The following is an 18,184-nucleotide window of genomic DNA, read 5'->3' as shown; positions in this document are numbered from 1 at the left end:
CTCAATTTCAATATCAGAGCGTCTGAGGCGCTTATCGCTCGGTTTGAGGAACGAAGTAGACCGCGGCAGCCAAAGACGTTTTGTCATGATGCGCGAGCTCCCCTTTTTGCTGGACCTCCTCACACTGTGTGTCGAAGCAGGCCTTAGCCTGCCGGTTGCGTTGTTGCGTGTGGCAGAGCACGCTCCCGAAGGCCCTTTGCGCCAAAGCCTTCAAAGCGCCTGTGCCCTGGAGCGCACCGGGGTAGAGCGCAGCCGCTGGCTCGCACAATGGGCTGATGCAGTGGATGTTCCTGGTGTTTATAGCCTGGTGCTTTCCCTGGCACAGGCAGAGCGCCTGGGGATGAGCCTTGGGCCCCTGCTGCGGGCTCAGGCCGAGCGTCAGTCCAGCGAGCGCTTTGCCCGGGCAGAGACGCTGGCCATGCAGGCGCTGCTCAGGATGCTGTTTCCCATGGTGCTGTGCATTTTCCCCTGTACTTTCCTGGTGATCGGCTTTCCGATTGCGGTCAAGTTGATGCAGGCCAATTTCTGATGTGGGGTGGGCCACAAGACTTGCCCGCTTGGGATCTCACCCGGGCGTCTTTACGCCTGGTTCGGGCCCGTAGCTTCAGGCAGCGTTTGTTGGGCCTGCACGCCTGGAAAACCTGGGGTGCCTTGCCTCGTGGCCTGTTGTTTCCCAATTGCAGGATGGTGCATACGCTGGGCCTGACGTGTCCGATCAATGTGCTGTTTCTGGATGATCAGGGGTGTATCTTGAGGCGGATCACGTGGCTGGCGCCGGGCCGTTGGGCGCGCTGTGCGGGTGCCTATGCCACGCTTGAGCTACCCCCCAACAACGACACCATACTTCAATGGCAGGCGGTCATCACTCAGGCCTGGAGTGCAGATGTGTCGTTGGCGCGAAACGTGGTGGCATAAACCGGGTAAAAGCTGCAGTACAGCAGGGCAGTCAGCACAATGTCCAAAATCAGCGATATCCACGTCATGCTGTTGGTTGTCAGCCCTGCGCTTGCCAGAGTACCAAGCAGCAGGCTAAGGCCGTAATACACGGCGGCCCAGCTGCCCACGTAAAGCACAATGGCCCATTTGGTGCGCCAGCAGGCCACCATCGAATAAAACAGGGCACGCTTCAGGGGCAGTGCATGCCAGCCTATCAGGGCTGGCGCATGCCAGAACAACGCCGATAGCAGCACATAAAAGCCGCCAAATACCAGCATCGGCCCCCACATGGCCTGGGCAAGGCTTGCATAGTCTGGGTCGCTGCCAGTGCCAAGGGATTGCACCAAGGAGGACAAAAATGGCAAGACAGAAATAAAGGCGGCCAGCAAAGTAAAGCCCAGGTAGGCGCTACCCAGGCGTAACAATGCAGGCATGACGCCTGGAGCCTTCAATGGCGCCAGCCACAGGCCCGGAACCATTTTTTGTCCCCGGCTGATGGTGCGGCAGGCGTTCAAGGTCAGAAATGTCAGCAAAGGGGTTAGCAGCACCAATGCCATCTGGCCAATCACAGGGATTACCGAGCCTACCTGGATGATAAAGCTCGTGGCCGTACTCCAGAAGAGCATGGCCAGCGGCTGTGCGCGAAACAGGTGGTACCCCTGGAGAATCCATGCCCAGCCGGCGGAGGGAGGCAATACAGAAGCTTGAAGGGTAGGTGTGTTGTTCATGTGAGGTCGCCCGGCAACAGGGGCGCCGGCTGCGTCGTGCGTAAGCGCAGGATGCGTTCGAAGTGTCGTGGATCGTGCGGTTTAAGGGTCTGGGCGGGGCGTGGCAGATAGAAATCAAACAGGCGCGAAATCCAGAAGCGCAGGGCGGCGGCGCGTAGCATCAGGGGCCACGCGGCACGTTCGGCCGGGGTAAACGGGCGGGTAGCGTGATATGCACTTAACCAGGCACTGAGCCGGCGCCGGATGAATATCCCGCTGCTGCGCTGGATGCACCAGTCGTTGACACTCACCGCCACGTCAAAAATCCAGGCGTCACAGCCGGCAAAGTAAAAGTCGATGAAGCCGCCCATATGAGGAGATTCAAACGTGCCATCAAAGAGCACGTTGTCACGAAACAAATCACAATGTGCTGGGCCGCTGGGCAGATTTTCGAGTCCGCCCTGGGCCACAAAGGCAGCCTGTTCGTCCAGGCTTTGGCGCAACAGCGTCGCCTGGTCTTCGTTCAGAAACGGCATCAGCCGGGGGGCGGTTTCTTGCCACCAGGGCAGGCTTCGAAGATTGGGCTGGTGCAGCGGAAAATCCTGGGCGGCCAGGTGGGCATGTGCCAGGGTTTGTCCTGTCAAAGTGCAATGGGCCGGGCTGGGCTCGGGCTCGTAGCCGCCGTTCAGGCGTGTGACAATGGCAGTTGGCTTGCCGTGCAAGGTGCTGATGCGGCTGCCGTCGTGTCGGGTTTGCGGTTGTGGTACTGGCACACCGCGGCCTGCCAGGTGGTGCATCAGCTCGATGTAAAAGGGCAGTTGCTCGGCCGTCAGCACCTCGAATAGCGTCAGTACATAGCTGCCTTGTGTGGTATCCAGAAAATAATTGGTGTTCTCGATGCCCGCAGTGATCCCACGCAGGGCAAGCAATGTGCCCAGATCGTAGTGTTCCAGCAGCGAGTGGACATCGTCCTGGGAAACAGCAGTAAAGACAGCCATGACAAGCAGGCGGCGCAAAAGCCGCGGCGGGTGAGTTCAACGCGGCATTTTAGTCGAAAGTAAAATAGCGCTTCTGTATGGATAATTTTGACTATGGCTGATTGGCGTTTATGTGTGGCTCCGATGATCGATGTGACGGATCGCCACTGCCGTTATTTTCATCGCCTGCTGGCCCCCGAGGCCCGTCTGTATACCGAGATGGTTACCACTGGCGCCTTGTTGCATGGGGATGTGGCGCGTCATCTCGATTTCGACGCGTCCGAGCATCCCGTGGCCCTGCAGTTGGGTGGCAGCGAGCCAGACGCTTTGGCCAAGTGTGCAAAGCTGGGTGAATCCTGGGGCTACGACGAAATCAACCTCAATTGTGGCTGCCCCTCCGAGCGTGTGCAGCAGGGCTCGTTTGGGGCGTGTTTGATGGCTGAGCCCCAACTGGTGGCGGATTGCGTCCGCGCCATGCAGGATGCCGTCTCGGTGCCGGTTACCGTCAAGCATCGGCTGGGGCTTGATTACGATGACTCATATGCCTTTGTGCGCGATTTTGTGGGTGTTCTGTATCAGGCTGGGTGCCGGGTGTTTATCGTGCATGCCCGCAATGCCGTATTAAAGGGTTTGTCGCCCAAAGATAATCGTGAAAAGCCGCCTTTGCGCTATAGCTCGGTCTTGCAGCTCAAGCGTGACTTTCCGGATTGCACCATTGTGCTAAACGGTGGCTTATCCGATGTGGATACCTGCCGTGCGTGGCAAGACCAGCTGGACGGCATCATGCTGGGCCGTGCGGCCTGGCATCAACCGGATATTTTGTCTGCGTTAAGCGCAGACGGCCTGATGGGTAGGCAATCTGCGGCGCTGGACGATGACGAAGGCCGGCAAGTGCTGCTGCAGTTTTTAGAATATGTGCAGCACCATCATGCGCGCGGAGTACCGCTGCATATCATGGTGCGTGGTTTGCTTGGATGGCGCACCGGCCGGCCCGGTGCCCGCCGCTGGCGTCAGATGCTGTCTGACTCCAAAGCCTTGCGGGCACAAGGGCCTGATCTGCTTTTGCAGGCCTGGGATACGCTGGTTGATGCGGCTGCTCAGGATTTCCGGGCAATAGCGGGGTCTTCGGATGGCCAGTCGCGGATATAAGCCTTGAGCATATCGTTTTCGAATTGCTGGGCGTCCACAATGGCGCGTGCCATGTCGTAAAACGAAATCACGCCCATCAGGGTAGGGCCGTCCATCACCGGGATATACCGTGCGTGTTTGTCCAGCATCAGACGCTGCACTTCGTCTGCGTCGGTGTTGGGTGTGACACTCATGGGGGCGTCATCCATGATGCTGCGTACGGTGTAGTCGCCTGCCTGGCCGTCGTGCTGGTTGAGATGGTTGATAATTTCGCGAAATGTCAGCATGCCTACCAGCTGACCGTGCTCCATGATGACCAAAGAGCCGATGTCCAGCTGGCTCATGGTGCTGATGGCGTCGCGTACGGGCATGTCCGGCGTGCCGGTGTAAAGCGTGTGCCCCTTCACACGCAGGATTTCATTGACTTTCAGCATGGCATTCTTCCTCGGGCAGTTTTTATTGTCATTGTGCATCATCGTCCGTGTTTTCGGTAGCCGTGTATGTGTTGAATAGTGTGTCCAGGGTGGGCGGCTTGCCCAGCAAGGTGTCAGACAGCGCTTGGGTATGCAGCGTGGTCAGCCCGGTTTGCGTGCGATCCAGTAACAGTTGGTCGACCAACGGTCCGATGGTTGCGTGGTGGGGGTCGCAGGCCAGTACCCAGAGGTCGCTGTCCGATGCCGGCACCACGTAACCAAGATCATGCAGCTTGGCCAGGATCTCATACAGGGCGTCCGGATGCACCCGTAAGTGTTTTTCGAGAAACTGCTGGCTGCGCCCAGGAGGCAGCGTTTGCCGTGCCTGCCACAAAATCGACAAAATACTGATGGCATCCACTACCTGGGCGCCTGTGTGCCGTTGCAATACCCAGCGGTGCAGCCGCAATGCAGGCAGCAAAGAGGCTGTAGTGGCGCCAAGCAAGATCACCAGCCATGACAGATAAATCCACAGCAGAAAAATCGGTAAGGTGGCAAAGGCGCCGTAAATCACGGTGTAAGACGGAAAGCGGGTGAGATACCAGGTAAACCCCGCTTTCATGATGGTGAGGATCACCGCTGTTCCCAAACCGCCAAACAGCGCGTCACGCCAGCGTACGCGGCAATTGGGCACAAACACAAACAGAGCGGTAAACCCCAGCACGGATAGCGCAAACGGGATGATGTTCAGTGCAATGCCCAGGCTTTCAGGCAAACTGCCGATGTAACCCAGGGACTCTCTGGCCAATACCGAGCTGGCCCACAGGCTGGCGCCGGTAAGAATCGGGCCTAAAGAAATAATGGCCCAATACACCAGCAGGCGTTGGCGCAAAGGGCGCTGGCGTGTGACATTCCAGATTTCGTTAAATGCTTCGTCGATCGTCATGATGAGCATGACCGACGTAATCACCAGAAATACGCCGCCCACTGCCGTCAGACCCGAGGCCTGGGCGGCAAACTGGTTGAGATACAGCATGATGGTGTCGGATACGGATGGCGGCAGCAGACTTTGGCTGAGAAAGCCCTCAAGCGCCTGACGGAACTCTGCAAACAGCGGGAAAGCGGTAAATAACGACAAAATCACGGCCAGTAAGGGCACGATCGCCAGTACGGTGGTGAACGTCAGGCTGGATGCTACGCGGGTGAGCTTGCGATTGCCTGCAAACTCAAGGGTAAATCGCACAATGTCCAGTGCGTGGGCCCGCCGCTCGGAAATCGGCCGCGTCGTCGAAGAGAGGTCTGTCATACATTCATGCAAAGGTTTCGAGCCATAATAGCAACATGGAAATTCAACTCAATCAAGGTTTGCACCGCTTGGCGTGTGCCTGTCTCTTTGGCCTTATCGTGCTGTGCGTGGGCTGGGAGCTCTGGTGGGCGCCACTGCGCCCAGGTGGGTCGCTGATGGCCCTGAAGGCCGTGCCGTTGTTGTTTGCCGTGCGTGGTGTCTTGCGTGCCCGTTTGTATACGTTGCAGTGGGTGGCCATGCTCAGTCTTCTGTATCTGATGGAGGGTTCCGTGCGAGCGTGGTCAGATACCTCAGCCGTGTCAGTTGCGCTAGCCGGCCTTGAGATCCTGTTGTCTCTGGGTTTGTATTTTTCCGCAATTTTTTATGTTCGCCCGGCCAAGCGGGCGGCCCGGCAGTCACACTGACGCCGCTTGAAACCTTGGTCTGTGGGCGCTATGCCATAATCAAAATCTTCTTTCACGATTTTTCACGGCGTACCGATCATGTCTGGCAATTCTTTGGGCACCTTGTTTCGTGTCACTAATTTTGGCGAATCCCACGGCCCGGCGATTGGCGCCGTGATTGATGGCTGCCCACCGGGGCTTGCGCTGTGCGAAGCAGACATTCAGGCAGAACTGGATCGCCGCAAGCCCGGCACCTCGCGCCATGTCACACAGCGTCGCGAGCCTGACACAGTTGAGATCCTGTCAGGTGTTTTTGAGGGCCAAACCACGGGGACACCCATTGGCCTGCTGATTCGCAATACCGATGCCCGCAGCCGCGACTACACCAATATCGCCGAAACCTTCCGGCCTGGGCACGCGGATTACACCTACTGGAAAAAATACGGCATCCGCGATCCGCGTGGCGGGGGGCGCTCCTCGGCTCGCCTGACAGCCCCCACGGTGGCTGCCGGTGCAGTGGCCCGCAAGTGGTTGATGCAAGAATTTGGCGTGCAGATCCGTGGCTACATGAGCCAGCTTGGGCCGATCCCGATTCCTTTCGAATCCTGGGACGCTGTCTCACAAAACCCTTTTTATGCGCCCAACGCAGCTATCGTGCCGCAACTCGAGGCCTTTATGGATCAGCTGCGCCACGAGGGTGATTCCATCGGTGCGCGCATCGAAGTACAGGCCGATGGTTTGCCGGCGGGCTGGGGCGAGCCCTTGTACGACCGCCTGGATGCGGATATTGCACATGCCATGATGGGGCTTAATGCGGTCAAGGGTGTTTCCATTGGCTCTGGCTTCGATTGCATCAGCATGCGTGGTTCCGAGCACGGTGATGAGCTCAGCCCCGATGGGTTTTTGGCCAACCATGCCGGTGGGGTGCTGGGCGGGATTTCTTCCGGCCAGGCACTGCGGGTCTCGCTGGCGATCAAGCCCACCTCCAGTATCCGCATTGAGCGTCGTTCCGTGGATAAAAGCAATTCGCCGGTGATGGTGCAAACGTTGGGCAGACACGATCCCTGCGTTGCCATCCGGGCTACTCCGATTGTCGAAGGCCTGCTGGCAATTGTTCTGATGGACCACGCGCTGCGCCACCGGGCCCAGTGCGCGGATGTGACACCTTTTGCCGGCGGTTCGGCGCTAGCAGGTGCCTAGATTTCATCAACCCCAGAGAGGAGATCAAAGCAAATGAAGCCCATTCAACGCCTTGCCCACATCAAAACCTCCTGGATAGCCGCAGTGGCCATCGTTTCTGCAGTGCTGCTGGCTGCCTGCGCGCCTGTGCAAACCACACAGTCTGGTGCAGTGGGAATCGAGCGCACGCAATACATGTCCGGCCTGGTCTCTGAGGCCCAGCTTGACCAGGAAGCTGCGCAGCAGTACCAGCAGATCCTTGCTCAGGCGCGTGCGCAGCACGCGCTGGATCCTTCCGCGGCCCAAACCAAACGCGTTCAGGCAATCGCTCAGCGGCTGATTGCACAAGTGGGGGTATTTCGTCCGGATGCCAAACAATGGAACTGGGAGGTTCATGTCCTGAAATCGGATGAAGTCAATGCGTGGTGCATGCCGGGTGGCAAAATTGCCGTGTATACGGGGATGCTTGAGAAAATCAAGCCCACTGATGCCGAGTTGGCGGCCGTGATGGGCCATGAGATCTCTCACGCCTTGCGTGAACATGCGCGCGAGCAAGTCTCGCGCCAGATGGGTGCCGGTATCGGGATATCCATTTTGGCAGCGGTCACGGGTAGCCAGGCGGTGGCCGATCTGGGCTCAAATCTGTCGCAGGTGATGTTTACCTTGCCTAACAGCCGGGCCAACGAAACCGAAGCAGATCGCATGGGGGTAGAGCTTGCCGCCCGTGCCGGTTACGACCCACGCGCAGCCATCACACTTTGGCAAAAAATGGAGCGCCTTGGTGGCGGACAGCCGCCCGAGATGCTCTCTACACACCCTTCGTCTGCAAGCCGTATCCAGGATCTCGAGCGGGCCACGGCCAAGGTGATGCCTCTGTATCACCCCTGATAGTTGGGTGCTGTCTCAACCCAGTACCGGGTATATTTAGTACTAGGATAAATGCTGGCCTTGTCGGTAGATCTCACGCTGGCATAATGGTTTCTGTCCGCTTGGCCATGCCAGGTTCCATTCCTGATTTCGAGACCCCAATCATGCCGCAAACTCTATATGACAAGCTCTGGGACGCCCATGTGGTGCACCAGGGCCCAGACGGTACCTGTCTGTTGTATATCGATCGCCATCTGGTTCACGAAGTAACCAGCCCGCAAGCATTTGAAGGCCTTGAGCTGGCAGGGCGCAAGCCGTGGCGCATTGCCGCCAATCTGGCCGTGGCCGATCACAACGTCCCCACCACCGATCGCTCCCAAGGTATCCAGGATCCCATTTCACGACTGCAGGTGGATACCCTGGATAAAAACTGCGATACCTGGGGCATCACCGAATTTCGAATGAACGACCGCCGCCAGGGCATTGTGCATATTATTGGCCCCGAGCAAGGTGCCACCTTACCTGGCATGACGGTCGTGTGTGGCGATTCGCACACCAGCACGCATGGAGCGATGGGGGCACTTGCGTTTGGCATCGGCACCTCCGAAGTCGAGCACGTCCTGGCCACCCAAACACTGCTGATGAAAAAAAGCCGTAACCTGCTGGTCAAGGTGGATGGTCAGCTGCCTTTTGGTTGTACAGCCAAGGATCTGATTCTCTACGTCATTGGCCAGATTGGTACGGCCGGCGGCACCGGTCACGCCATCGAATTCGGCGGTACGGCAATACAGGCCCTCTCGATGGAAGGCCGCATGACGATCTGCAACATGGCTATCGAAGCCGGTGCCCGCTCCGGCATGGTGGCTGTCGATCAAACCACCATCGACTATTTCAAGGGCCGGCCATATGCACCAGAAGGAGACCTCTGGGATCAGGCCGTCCGTTATTGGCAAACCTTGCACTCGGATCCAGACGCGGTGTTTGATCGTGTGGTTGAGATTGATGCTGGCAAGATCCAGCCCCAGGTCAGCTGGGGTACTTCGCCCGAAATGGTCACTGCAGTTGGTGGCAGGGTACCCAATCCGGCAGCAGAGCCCGATGCGGTGCGCCGCAAAGGGATGGAGCGTGCCCTGCAGTACATGGATCTTCAGGCGGACACGCCCATCACCGACATCCGCATCGACAAAGTATTTATCGGCTCGTGCACCAATGCGCGCATCGAAGACCTGCGTGCGGCGGCCGAAGTGGCCAAGGGGCGCAAGGTGGCAGGTAATGTCAGCTTGGCCATGGTGGTTCCAGGCTCAGGGCTGGTCAAGGCCCAGGCCGAGCGCGAAGGGCTTGATCGCATCTTTCTGGATGCCGGATTTGAATGGCGTGAGCCGGGCTGCTCGATGTGTCTGGCCATGAACGCCGACCGGCTCGAGCCAGGCGAACGCTGCGCCTCCACTTCAAACCGCAATTTCGAAGGGCGTCAGGGGCAGGGAGGGCGTACGCATCTGGTCAGCCCCGCCATGGCTGCCGCTGCTGCAGTAACCGGGCATTTTGTTGACGTCCGCACTTTCAAATAGGATCCCGCCATGCAAGCATTTACGACTCATCAGGGGCTGGTGGCTCCGTTCGATCGCGACAACGTCGACACCGATCTGATCATTCCAAAACAGTTTTTGAAATCTATCAAACGTACGGGTTTCGGGCCTAATCTTTTTGATGAGATACGGTATCTGGATCATGGCGAGCCCGGTATGGATAACAGCCAGCGGCCGCTGAACCCGGATTTTGTGCTGAATCACGCCCGATATCAGGGCGCGTCTATCCTGTTGTGCCGCAAAAACTTTGGCTGCGGCTCCAGCCGCGAGCACGCCCCCTGGGCGCTTCAACAGTACGGCTTCAGGGCCCTGATCGCGCCGTCCTATGCAGATATTTTCTTCAATAACAGCTTCAAAAATGGCCTGTTGCCGATTGTTTTGCCCGAGGACGTGGTCGATCAGCTTTTCAAGGTGGTTGCTGCCCAGCCGGGATATTCCCTGACGGTCAACCTGCAGCAGCAAAGTGTCACGGCGCCTGATGGCGCGCAGTGGTCTTTCGATGTCGATGCCTATCGCAAACAGTCTTTGCTTCAGGGTCTGGATGAAATCGGTCAGACCCTGTTGCATGCCGATCAGATCCGCGACTTCGAAGCCAAACGGTTGGCTGCTCATCCCTGGCTGGTTAAAGATCGCCCTGCTGCGTAGTAAGGTGCCTGTTTGCCCGATGCCGGCTTTTGGCCATCGGGTGATTGTGTCTTGTCAAACAATTCTCGCGTCTCGTGTGGGGCGCGGGATACTTTTTATTCGGGATTTCCCATGACTTCAAAGATTGCGGTACTGCCAGGTGATGGCATTGGCCCTGAAATTGTCGAGCAGGCTGTCAGAGTGTTGCGAGCCTTGGATCTGGATCTGAGTTTCACCGAGGCGCCAGTGGGTGGTGCCGCTTATGCCGCCCTAGGCCACCCGCTGCCGCAATCAACGCTGGACATCGCCTTGAAGGCGGATGCCATCCTGTTTGGCGCAGTAGGCGACTGGAAATACGACAATCTGGAGCGCGCCCTGCGGCCCGAGCAGGCCGTACTGGGGCTGCGTAAGGCTCTGAGTTTATTTGCCAACCTGCGTCCGGCGATTTTGTACCCAGAACTGGCCAACGCTTCGTCACTCAAACCAGAAGTAGTGGCTGGTCTGGATATTTTGATTGTGCGTGAGCTGACGGGTGATATTTATTTTGGCCAGCCGCGCGGGGTGCGTACCCTCGATGACGGCCCGTTTGCAGGCGAGCGTCAGGGGTTTGATACCATGCATTACGCTGAGAGCGAAATCCGGCGTATTGCTCACGTGGCTTTCCAGGCAGCCGCCAAACGCCAGAAGAAGCTGTGCAGTGTCGACAAAGCCAATGTGCTGGAGACTTCTCAGTTCTGGCGTGACATTATGTTGGACGTAGCCAAAGAATATCCTCAGGTTACCCTGACACATATGTACGTGGACAACGCTGCGATGCAGTTGGTGCGAGAGCCCAAGGCATTTGATGTTGTGGTAACGGGTAATCTTTTCGGTGATATCTTGTCTGATGAAGCGGCGATGCTGACCGGCTCCATCGGGATGCTGCCGTCAGCTTCATTGAATGCCAGTCGGCAGGGGCTCTACGAGCCCAGCCATGGTTCTGCCCCTGATATTGCCGGACAGAATGTGGCGAATCCTTTGGCCACGATTTTATCTGCTGCAATGTTGCTGCGATATTCTCTGGATGCCGGCGAAGCAGCCAACCAAATTGAAGCAGCTGTTCAGCGTGTTTTGGCCCAGGGGTTGCGTACAGCCGACATTCACGAGGCCGGGACTACCCGGGTTTCTACCTCAGAGATGGGCGATGCAGTACTGAAGGCATTAGAATAAAACATTCTTTCTTTTCATTTTTTGGTTTAGGCAGGGATTTATGGCGCAAGCAGTGGGTCTGATTGGTTGGCGAGGGATGGTGGGTTCGGTGCTGATGCAGCGGATGCGCGAAGAAAACGATTTCGATTTCTTCGAGCCAGTTTTTTTCTCTACCAGCAATGCCGGGGGCGCGGCACCTCAGTGGGCCAATGGGGCCGGTGCGCTGCAAGACGCTTACGATATCGATACCCTCAAGAAGCTGCCCATTATTGTCACGGCGCAAGGCGGGGATTACACCTCTCAGGTGTACCCCAAGCTGCGTGCTGCTGGCTGGACAGGCATGTGGATTGACGCGGCCAGTACCTTGCGCATGAAAGACGACGCCATTATTGTGCTCGATCCCGTCAACCGGCCGGTCATTGATGCGGCCCTACAGCGCGGCGTGCGCGACTATATTGGTGGCAATTGCACGGTTAGCTGCATGCTGATGGGCCTGGCCGGCTTGTTCAAGGCCGACATGGTGCAATGGCTTACCTCCATGACATACCAGGCCGCCTCTGGGGGCGGGGCACGCCACATGCGCGAGCTCCTCACCCAGTTTGGCATCCTCAATCAGGCGGTGGGCGCTCAATTGGCGGATCCTGCCTCGGCCATCCTGGATATTGATCGCGGTGTCCTGAAAGCCCAGCAAAGCCCCGATCTGCCGCAAGAAAACTTCGGCGTTCCACTGGGTGGCAGCCTGATTCCCTGGATCGACAAAGATCTTGGCGATGGCATGTCCCGCGAAGAATGGAAAGGTGGTGCCGAAACCAACAAAATCCTGGGGCGTGGGCCGGGCTTTGACGCCCCTCCGGTGCCGGTTGATGGCTTGTGTGTGCGTATTGGCGCCATGCGTTGCCATAGCCAGGCGCTCACCATCAAGTTGCGTGGTGACATCCCGCTAGACGAAATCACCGATGCCATCAGCACGGGCACGGATTGGGCCCGGTATGTTCCCAACGATAAAGATTCCTCCGTCAAGGCGCTTACCCCGGTTGCAGTCACAGGCACGCTGGATATCCCCGTTGGGCGCTTACGCAAGATGTCGATGGGGCCAGAATATCTCAGCGCCTTTACGGTCGGAGATCAACTACTGTGGGGTGCTGCCGAGCCTCTGCGACGCATGTTGCGCATTGCGCTAGGTGAACTTTAATGAAACCTGCTGCCCGCCTGTTAAGTGGTGTCCTCACGCTGGCGGCATTTGCCGCCGGTTCTGTTCACGCCGCCAGCATTGGCCATGCCCGCCTGGCGTCTGCTTCGGGGCAGCCTTTGCTTATTCTGGTGCCTGTCCAGGGGCTGTCTGATGCAGATATTCCGGTGCTATCTGCCAAACCGGCGCCGGCAGCCGACTGGACTCGCGTAGGCCTTACGCCGCCCGTTGCACTTAATACGCTTTCAGTTGGCGTCACGCCGGGTTCAGGCGGTGCCGGGCAGCGGGTTCTCAAAATCACCTCGCCACAGCTTTTTTCAGGTTCGTTGGCAGATCTCCTTCTGGATGTGCAGACGGCTTCTGGTCATCAGCGCTATCAAGTCTCTTTACTGGCACCTGCACCACTCACCGCACAGGCCCCGGCGGGCCAATCGGCCCCGGTAACCCCAGCTGCCTCGGCCAGTACAACACAAGCCACCCCGGCCACCAGCGTCCGGCGCGTGCCGCAGGGTTCCATTCGCGTCCATAAGGGTGACACCATGTTTGCGATTGCACGGCGGCATGCCGTGGATGGCGTCTCGGTGTATCAGCTGATGATGGCCTTGCAGCGGGCCAACCCAAGTGCGTTTATCCAACACAATATCAATCTGGTGCGTGCCGGTGCGCAGCTTGCCGTTCCGGATGTTGCCGAGATGCTCTCCATCTCAGATATCGAGGCACGTCGCCAGTTTGTCGCGCAAACGGCCGCGCTGAGCCGTTTGCGCCATACGGTGGCAGCTCAGACAGCCACCAGCCTGTCGGCGGCCGTATCCACAAATTCCACCAGTGGCAAGGTCTCGCCGCCTAACGCGCAATCTGCCCAGTCTCAGCAGGCTGCGCAAGACCAGCTCAGGCTTAGCCAAGGCTCTGCAGCAAAAGCAGGTGCATCAGGCAATGGTGGCTCGCCCGATCAGAAAGCTGATGCCCAGACTGCAGATCGTCATGCGCAAGCCGACGCCGCATCCCGGGTGGGGCAGCTTGAAGACAACGTCCACAACCTTAACCAGGCTTTGCAGGCCCAAGGCGAAGCCGCACGCAGTGCCGCCGCTGCTGGTGCCGAGGCCATCACGCAGTCTATCCAGCAGGTCGCCAGTGCCATTACCGAGGCCAGCCAGGATGCGGCGGCACAAGCCAATGCAAGCACACAAGCAGGGGCAGATGGCTCTGCCACGTCTGACCAGCAAACATCTTCACCAGCAGCCGCTTCCGAAAGCGCAAACCCACAGCATTCAGGGCAGGGGGGATCCACATCCCCGGGCCAGGCTGCGCCTGCCGACGCCGGCAAAGCACAATCTGCCGCACCAGATGGGTCCAATACTTCATCGGCTTCGGGCGCGTCCGGGTCTGATGCTTCCGGTTCGTCTGCCTCCAATTCTGCCGCAGGTGGCTCATCCGCCAGTGGTGCGTCAATCGGTGGTATGTCAACAAATGCGCCTGTAGCCGCCAATCTGGCTTCAACTGAACCCCCCGAAGGGGCAACCGCGGAAGCGGCCGAGCTGGCATCCACGGCACAAGCGCAAGATCGGGCTTCCTGGATCCAGGATCACCTGCTGGCGGTCATGACAGCACTGCTGGCCCTGATTGTTTTCATTATTGCCTGGTTGCTGCGACGTGCCAGCGCGGGCCGTGATGATGTCATCATCGAATCCGCCCAGCCTACCGAAGCCATGGTGCGTGAAAAATTGCAAGGGCTTGATCTCGAGCTTTCACAAGAAGAACCCAACGTGCCACCTAAGGGCTGACACCCTGTGGGTCGGATTGCCCTTTGCATCAGCTATGACGGCGCTGCCTGGCAAGGTTGGCAAACCCAGCCAGGCGGGCAAACCGTCCAGGACACGCTGGAAGCCGCCTTACAGCAGTTCCTCAACACCCCTCGGGTTGCCACGATTTGTGCCGGCCGCACCGACACCGGTGTCCATGCTTTGCAGCAGATTGTGCATCTGGATACGGATGCAATCCGACGCGATGAGTCCTGGGTTCGGGGCTTGAACGCATTGTTGCCGGCCAGTGTGGCGGTTCAGTGGGCAAGGCCGGTGGCAGACACGTTTCATGCCCGCTTCGACGCCCGGGGCCGTACCTACCTATATATTTTGCGTAGTGCGCCGGTACGCTCGCCGGCGCTTCGCGGGCGTGTGGGTTGGGTGCACGATGCGCTAGATGAAAAAGCGATGCGCGAAGCGGCGGTTCTGCTGCAAGGCGAGCATGATTTCAATGCCTTTCGCTCGTCCCAATGCCAGGCGGCCAGTCCGATCAGGACACTCGACACGTTAAATATCCAGCGGCAGCAAGAATTTCTGTTTTTTGAATTCTGCGCCAACGCATTTCTGCATCATATGGTACGTAACCTGATGGGTTCTTTGCTGATGGTGGGGCGTGGCCGCCGCCCTGTGCGCTGGGTGGCCGATGTGTTGGCCAGCAAAGACCGTCGCCTGGCTGCGCCCACCTTTATGCCTGACGGCCTGTATCTGGCTCATGTTGGATACCCCACAGCGCCTGATTTGCCGTTGCGACCTGCTTATGATGTCTTGCATCATCATTTGGGCCTGTTGTGCCCGGCCGATTTCTAGCTTGCCGGGATTCGGGACAGTACCGTGGTGTGATACGCTGCGCTTCGGATAGAATTGGACGTTTTGTTACGCACGGTGTCTTTTGCATCGGCGGTCTTTGTTCTGCAGGCTGGCAATGAGAATCCTTCTTAAGCTTTCGGGGTGGATTGACGCCCTCAATACGGCAGTTGGCCGGGGTGTCACCTGGCTGGTGCTCATTGTCGCCATCATTAGCGCGGGCAATGCGGTCATGCGAAAACTCTTCAGTCTCAGCTCAAACTCCTGGCTCGAGTTGCAATGGTATCTGTTTGGCGCCATTTTTTTGTTGGCGGCGGGGTTTACGTTCTTGCGCAACGAGCACGTCCGTGTCGATGTGCTGGCCCAGAAGCTGCCCGAGCGCGCCCAGGTGGGTATCGAAATCTTCGGCGTGATTTTTTTCCTGATGCCGGCTGCCTGTCTGGTGCTGTGGCTGTCGATTCCCTTTTTCTGGGAGTCCTATATTACCCACGAGCTTTCCTCCAATACCGATGGCCTGATCCGTTGGCCCGCCAAATTGCTTATTCCCGTGGGCTTTTTCTTGCTGATATTGGCTGGGATATCGCATCTCATCAAGTGCGTCGGGTTTCTGCGCGGGCAGTGCAGCAATCCCATGCAGGTATCCAATGGCAAGAGCGCTGAGGAAGCCCTTGTCGAAGACATCCTCGCTCAGCAACACGCCGGGCAAGTTCAACCCGATACCCACGGCCGCTGATCATGGAATTTATCGTCAATAACCTTGCTCCGGTCATGTTTTTCAACCTGATCGTGTTTTTGCTGTTCGGGTTTCCGGTGGCGTTTTCATTGGCAGCAACGGGGGTGGTATACGGCCTGGTGGCGATTGATCTCAATCTCATGAGCCCTTTGCTATTTCAGGCCTTGCCGCAACGCATTTTTGGTATTGTGGGCAACGACACACTGCTGGCTGTACCGTTTTTCACGTTCATGGGCCTCATTCTCGAGCGCTCAGGCATGGCGGAAGACCTGCTCGATACGGTTGGGCGCCTGTTTGGGCCCCTGCGCGGGGGGCTAGCGATTGCGGTGGTGTTTGTGGGTGCCTTGCTGGCAGCCACCACAGGGGTTGTTTCTGCGTCCGTCATTTCGATGGGCCTGATTTCCCTGCCGATCATGCTGCGCTATGGCTACGACCGGCGCCTGGCAACAGGTGTCATTGCAGCGTCGGGCACGCTGTCGCAAATCATCCCACCGTCATTGGTGCTTATTGTGCTGGCCGACCAACTCGGGCGGTCGATTGGTGACATGTATCGGGGTGCGATGGTGCCAGGCATGCTGTTGGCAAGTGCTTACATGGCGTATGTCTTCATCGTCGCGGTGTTCAGGCCCAGCTATGTGCCGGCCTTGCCACCAGAAGCCCGTGGCGAGGTCGACGCCAAGGGTCGCCGTGGCTTGCGCTCGCTTTTGGTGCTTACCGCGATCGGCGCCGCAGTGGCGTATTTCGGGGCTGATTACTACTTCCGCTCACATACCGATATCCCGGTGGATGAGCGGGTGGTGATCATCTTGCTGTTCTGGGGCTGTGCGGCGCTGGCCATGGCGCTGGGCAATCGCCTCCTGCATCTGGGCTGGCTGTCCTCGTTGGCCGAGCAAGTCGTGTTTGTCATGATCCCCCCGCTGGCGCTGATTTTCCTGGTGCTGGGTACCATTTTCATTGGTTTGGCGACGCCCACCGAAGGCGGGGCCATGGGCGCGGTGGGTGCGCTTATCATGGCGGTCTCCAGGGGGCGGTTTTCGATGCAGCAACTGCGTCAGGCTATGGAGAGCACGGCTCGGCTTACCTGTTTTGTGATTTTTATTCTGGTGGGCTCTACCATCTTCAGCCTCAGCTTCAGGGGCATCAACGGCGATTTATGGGTCGAGCAGCTGCTGCTGCATGTGCCCGGTGGTGAACTCGGCTTCCTGATTGTGGTCAGCCTGATTACTTTCTTTCTGGCCTTTTTCCTCGACTTCTTCGAACTGGCATTTATCATTGTGCCCTTGCTGGGGCCTGTGGCCGACAAAATGGGCATCGATCTCATCTGGTTTGGCGTGCTGCTGGCAGTCAATATGCAAACCTCGTTTGTACACCCGCCCTTTGGCTTTGCACTGTTTTATCTGCGTTCAGTGGCACCCAAAGAGGATTACCACGACCGCGTCACGGGGCAACTGATCAAAAAGGTAACGACTGCCGAAATCTATTGGGGTTCCATCCCGTTCATTGTCATTCAGGTGCTGATGGTGGTGGCTGTTCTTACGATGCCCGGGATGGTGACGCACTATAAAAGTGATGCGCCGCAGGTCAATCCCGATTCGGTCACTTTTGGCCAGGATAGTGCCTACGGGCTTGATAGCTATGGGGCAGATGCTGGCGGGGGGTTCCAGTGACATCCCGAACCCGTGTAAAAATCTGCGGTCTGACGCGCCCCCAGGATGTGCAGGCAGTGGTGGCCGCCGGGGCCGATGCCGTTGGGCTGGTGTTTTATCCGGCCAGTCGTCGGTTGGTCTCACTAAAAGACGCGGCGCGTTTGCGGGCGTCTGTCCCTGCATTCGTGTCGGTGGTGGCGTTATTTGTCAATCCGGATGCGGCGGATGTCCGGCGCACCATACAAAGCGTGCAGCCCGACCTTCTCCAGTTTCATGGCGACGAAACGCCGGCATTCTGTGCTCAGTTTGATCATCGGTATCTCAAGGCGTTTCGCATTGGGGCGCCAGGGCTGGATACGCCTGAAGGCGTGGTAGCCCACTGTCTGCAATATCCGCATGCCAGTGGTTGGCTGTTTGACAGCTATAGCCCTGCTTATGGGGGCAGTGGCCGCAAATTTGATCAGTCCCTGTTGTCGCAGGTACCTCGTGGCCAGTCGCACCCGGTCTGGGTGCTGTCTGGTGGTCTGTCTGCAGATACCGTGGGTGCGAGCATCCATACCTGGCACCCGCATGCGGTCGATATCAGTAGCGGGGTCGAAACTGCGCCAGGGCTGAAAGATGAAAAAAAGGTACAGGCATTTTTAGAAGCCGTCCGCTTGGCCGACGAGACGGGCAGGTTAGAATAAGCGCCACGCGAGGCTCACGCCTCCAGACAATAA

The 18,184-nt window shown here is 58.1% G+C and carries 19 protein-coding genes; 15 read left to right on the top strand and 4 right to left on the bottom strand.

Translation table 11 applies throughout. From position 1 onward, the window contains the following. The first annotated feature begins 85 nt into the window (after window positions 1-85). On the top strand, window positions 86-529 hold the full coding sequence (locus tag WA928_RS04615) for a type II secretion system F family protein (protein ID WP_424300187.1): 444 nt from the start codon (window positions 86-88) through the stop codon (window positions 527-529). Between the two features lie 20 nt (window positions 530-549). Beyond that, window positions 550-915, top strand: a complete 366-nt coding sequence (locus WA928_RS04610; RefSeq protein WP_424300184.1) for a hypothetical protein — start codon at window positions 550-552, stop codon at window positions 913-915. Here WA928_RS04610 and WA928_RS04605 read toward each other — a convergent pair. Beyond that, window positions 867-1,664 carry a BPSS1780 family membrane protein gene (locus tag WA928_RS04605; protein WP_424300181.1) on the bottom strand — a complete coding sequence of 266 codons (798 nt, stop codon included), beginning with the start codon at window positions 1,662-1,664 and terminating at the stop codon, window positions 867-869. The genes WA928_RS04610 and WA928_RS04605 overlap by 49 nt on opposite strands. Next, the gene (locus WA928_RS04600) at window positions 1,661-2,641 is read right to left on the bottom strand and encodes a homoserine kinase (RefSeq protein WP_424300178.1); all 981 of its coding nucleotides are present in this window, start codon (window positions 2,639-2,641) and stop codon (window positions 1,661-1,663) included. The genes WA928_RS04605 and WA928_RS04600 overlap by 4 nt, the downstream gene beginning before the upstream one ends. Before the next feature lie 87 nt (window positions 2,642-2,728). On the opposite strand from WA928_RS04600, the gene dusA reads away from it, so the two are divergent. Next, window positions 2,729-3,769, top strand: coding sequence for a tRNA dihydrouridine(20/20a) synthase DusA (gene dusA / locus WA928_RS04595; protein ID WP_424300175.1), 1,041 nt, complete (start codon window positions 2,729-2,731; stop codon window positions 3,767-3,769). On the opposite strand, the gene WA928_RS04590 is transcribed toward dusA, so the two are convergent. Both WA928_RS04590 and WA928_RS04585 read right to left on the bottom strand, forming a co-directional pair. Beyond that, entirely contained in the window at window positions 3,718-4,182 is a 465-nt protein-coding gene (locus WA928_RS04590; protein ID WP_417250972.1) for a CBS domain-containing protein, read from the bottom strand. The two genes, dusA and WA928_RS04590, sit on opposite strands and share 52 nt — an antisense overlap. Window positions 4,183-4,210: 28 nt before the next feature. Beyond that, the gene (locus WA928_RS04585) at window positions 4,211-5,467 is read right to left on the bottom strand and encodes a YihY family inner membrane protein (protein ID WP_424300172.1); all 1,257 of its coding nucleotides are present in this window, start codon (window positions 5,465-5,467) and stop codon (window positions 4,211-4,213) included. A 35-nt stretch (window positions 5,468-5,502) separates the two neighbouring features. On the opposite strand from WA928_RS04585, the gene WA928_RS04580 reads away from it, so the two are divergent. The 12 genes from WA928_RS04580 to WA928_RS04525 all read left to right on the top strand — a co-directional run bounded on the left by WA928_RS04580 (window position 5,503) and on the right by WA928_RS04525 (window position 18,151). Further along, window positions 5,503-5,871 (top strand): DUF2069 domain-containing protein, encoded by a 369-nt coding sequence (locus WA928_RS04580; protein WP_424300169.1) that lies wholly within the window; start codon window positions 5,503-5,505, stop codon window positions 5,869-5,871. Between the two features lie 78 nt (window positions 5,872-5,949). Then, complete coding sequence (gene aroC / locus WA928_RS04575) at window positions 5,950-7,050, top strand: chorismate synthase (protein ID WP_424300166.1); 1,101 nt, start codon at window positions 5,950-5,952, stop codon at window positions 7,048-7,050. Window positions 7,051-7,083: 33 nt separating this feature from the next. Then, a complete protein-coding gene (locus WA928_RS04570; RefSeq protein WP_424300163.1) occupies window positions 7,084-7,917 on the top strand; it encodes a M48 family metallopeptidase in 834 nt (277 codons plus the stop codon). A 143-nt stretch (window positions 7,918-8,060) separates the two neighbouring features. Further along, window positions 8,061-9,464: a 3-isopropylmalate dehydratase large subunit gene (gene leuC / locus WA928_RS04565; protein WP_424300160.1), complete on the top strand. Its 1,404-nt coding sequence runs from the start codon at window positions 8,061-8,063 to the stop codon at window positions 9,462-9,464. Window positions 9,465-9,473: 9 nt separating this feature from the next. After that, window positions 9,474-10,127 (top strand): 3-isopropylmalate dehydratase small subunit, encoded by a 654-nt coding sequence (gene leuD, locus WA928_RS04560; protein WP_424300157.1) that lies wholly within the window; start codon window positions 9,474-9,476, stop codon window positions 10,125-10,127. A 111-nt stretch (window positions 10,128-10,238) separates the two neighbouring features. After that, the gene (gene leuB, locus WA928_RS04555) at window positions 10,239-11,315 is read left to right on the top strand and encodes a 3-isopropylmalate dehydrogenase (RefSeq protein ID WP_424300154.1); all 1,077 of its coding nucleotides are present in this window, start codon (window positions 10,239-10,241) and stop codon (window positions 11,313-11,315) included. 40 nt (window positions 11,316-11,355) lie between these two features. Next, complete coding sequence (gene asd / locus WA928_RS04550) at window positions 11,356-12,486, top strand: aspartate-semialdehyde dehydrogenase (protein ID WP_424300151.1); 1,131 nt, start codon at window positions 11,356-11,358, stop codon at window positions 12,484-12,486. After that, complete coding sequence (locus tag WA928_RS04545) at window positions 12,486-14,264, top strand: FimV/HubP family polar landmark protein (protein ID WP_424300148.1); 1,779 nt, start codon at window positions 12,486-12,488, stop codon at window positions 14,262-14,264. The genes asd and WA928_RS04545 overlap by 1 nt, the downstream gene beginning before the upstream one ends. A gap of 6 nt (window positions 14,265-14,270) precedes the next feature. Beyond that, complete coding sequence (gene truA / locus WA928_RS04540; protein WP_424300145.1) at window positions 14,271-15,089, top strand: tRNA pseudouridine(38-40) synthase TruA; 819 nt, start codon at window positions 14,271-14,273, stop codon at window positions 15,087-15,089. A gap of 115 nt (window positions 15,090-15,204) precedes the next feature. Next, window positions 15,205-15,819, top strand: coding sequence for a TRAP transporter small permease subunit (locus tag WA928_RS04535; RefSeq protein ID WP_424300142.1), 615 nt, complete (start codon window positions 15,205-15,207; stop codon window positions 15,817-15,819). A 2-nt stretch (window positions 15,820-15,821) separates the two neighbouring features. After that, a complete protein-coding gene (locus WA928_RS04530) occupies window positions 15,822-17,486 on the top strand; it encodes a TRAP transporter large permease (RefSeq protein WP_424300139.1) in 1,665 nt (554 codons plus the stop codon). Next, window positions 17,483-18,151: a phosphoribosylanthranilate isomerase gene (locus WA928_RS04525; protein ID WP_424300136.1), complete on the top strand. Its 669-nt coding sequence runs from the start codon at window positions 17,483-17,485 to the stop codon at window positions 18,149-18,151. Before WA928_RS04530 ends, WA928_RS04525 begins: the two co-directional genes overlap by 4 nt. Window positions 18,152-18,184 lie beyond the last annotated feature (33 nt).

The sequence above is a fragment of the Castellaniella sp. genome (assembly GCF_049651205.1).
GTDB lineage: Bacteria > Pseudomonadota > Gammaproteobacteria > Burkholderiales > Burkholderiaceae_B > Castellaniella.
This window is presented reverse-complemented; position numbering and strand designations above follow the sequence as displayed.

Excerpts from the sequence above, each read along its gene's own strand:
- aroC (WP_424300166.1), top strand. The coding sequence starts at position 5,950 with ATGTCTGGCAATTCTTTGGGCACCTTGTTTCGTGTCACTAATTTTGGC.
- WA928_RS04600 (WP_424300178.1), bottom strand. The coding sequence starts at position 2,641 with ATGGCTGTCTTTACTGCTGTTTCCCAGGACGATGTCCACTCGCTGCTG.
- WA928_RS04615 (WP_424300187.1), top strand. The coding sequence starts at position 86 with ATGATGCGCGAGCTCCCCTTTTTGCTGGACCTCCTCACACTGTGTGTC.
- WA928_RS04570 (WP_424300163.1), top strand. The coding sequence starts at position 7,084 with ATGAAGCCCATTCAACGCCTTGCCCACATCAAAACCTCCTGGATAGCC.
- WA928_RS04585 (WP_424300172.1), bottom strand. The coding sequence starts at position 5,467 with ATGACAGACCTCTCTTCGACGACGCGGCCGATTTCCGAGCGGCGGGCC.
- WA928_RS04580 (WP_424300169.1), top strand. The coding sequence starts at position 5,503 with ATGGAAATTCAACTCAATCAAGGTTTGCACCGCTTGGCGTGTGCCTGT.
- leuC (WP_424300160.1), top strand. The coding sequence starts at position 8,061 with ATGCCGCAAACTCTATATGACAAGCTCTGGGACGCCCATGTGGTGCAC.
- WA928_RS04590 (WP_417250972.1), bottom strand. The coding sequence starts at position 4,182 with ATGCTGAAAGTCAATGAAATCCTGCGTGTGAAGGGGCACACGCTTTAC.
- WA928_RS04535 (WP_424300142.1), top strand. The coding sequence starts at position 15,205 with ATGAGAATCCTTCTTAAGCTTTCGGGGTGGATTGACGCCCTCAATACG.
- leuB (WP_424300154.1), top strand. The coding sequence starts at position 10,239 with ATGACTTCAAAGATTGCGGTACTGCCAGGTGATGGCATTGGCCCTGAA.
- WA928_RS04545 (WP_424300148.1), top strand. The coding sequence starts at position 12,486 with ATGAAACCTGCTGCCCGCCTGTTAAGTGGTGTCCTCACGCTGGCGGCA.
- asd (WP_424300151.1), top strand. The coding sequence starts at position 11,356 with ATGGCGCAAGCAGTGGGTCTGATTGGTTGGCGAGGGATGGTGGGTTCG.
- WA928_RS04605 (WP_424300181.1), bottom strand. The coding sequence starts at position 1,664 with ATGAACAACACACCTACCCTTCAAGCTTCTGTATTGCCTCCCTCCGCC.
- WA928_RS04530 (WP_424300139.1), top strand. The coding sequence starts at position 15,822 with ATGGAATTTATCGTCAATAACCTTGCTCCGGTCATGTTTTTCAACCTG.
- leuD (WP_424300157.1), top strand. The coding sequence starts at position 9,474 with ATGCAAGCATTTACGACTCATCAGGGGCTGGTGGCTCCGTTCGATCGC.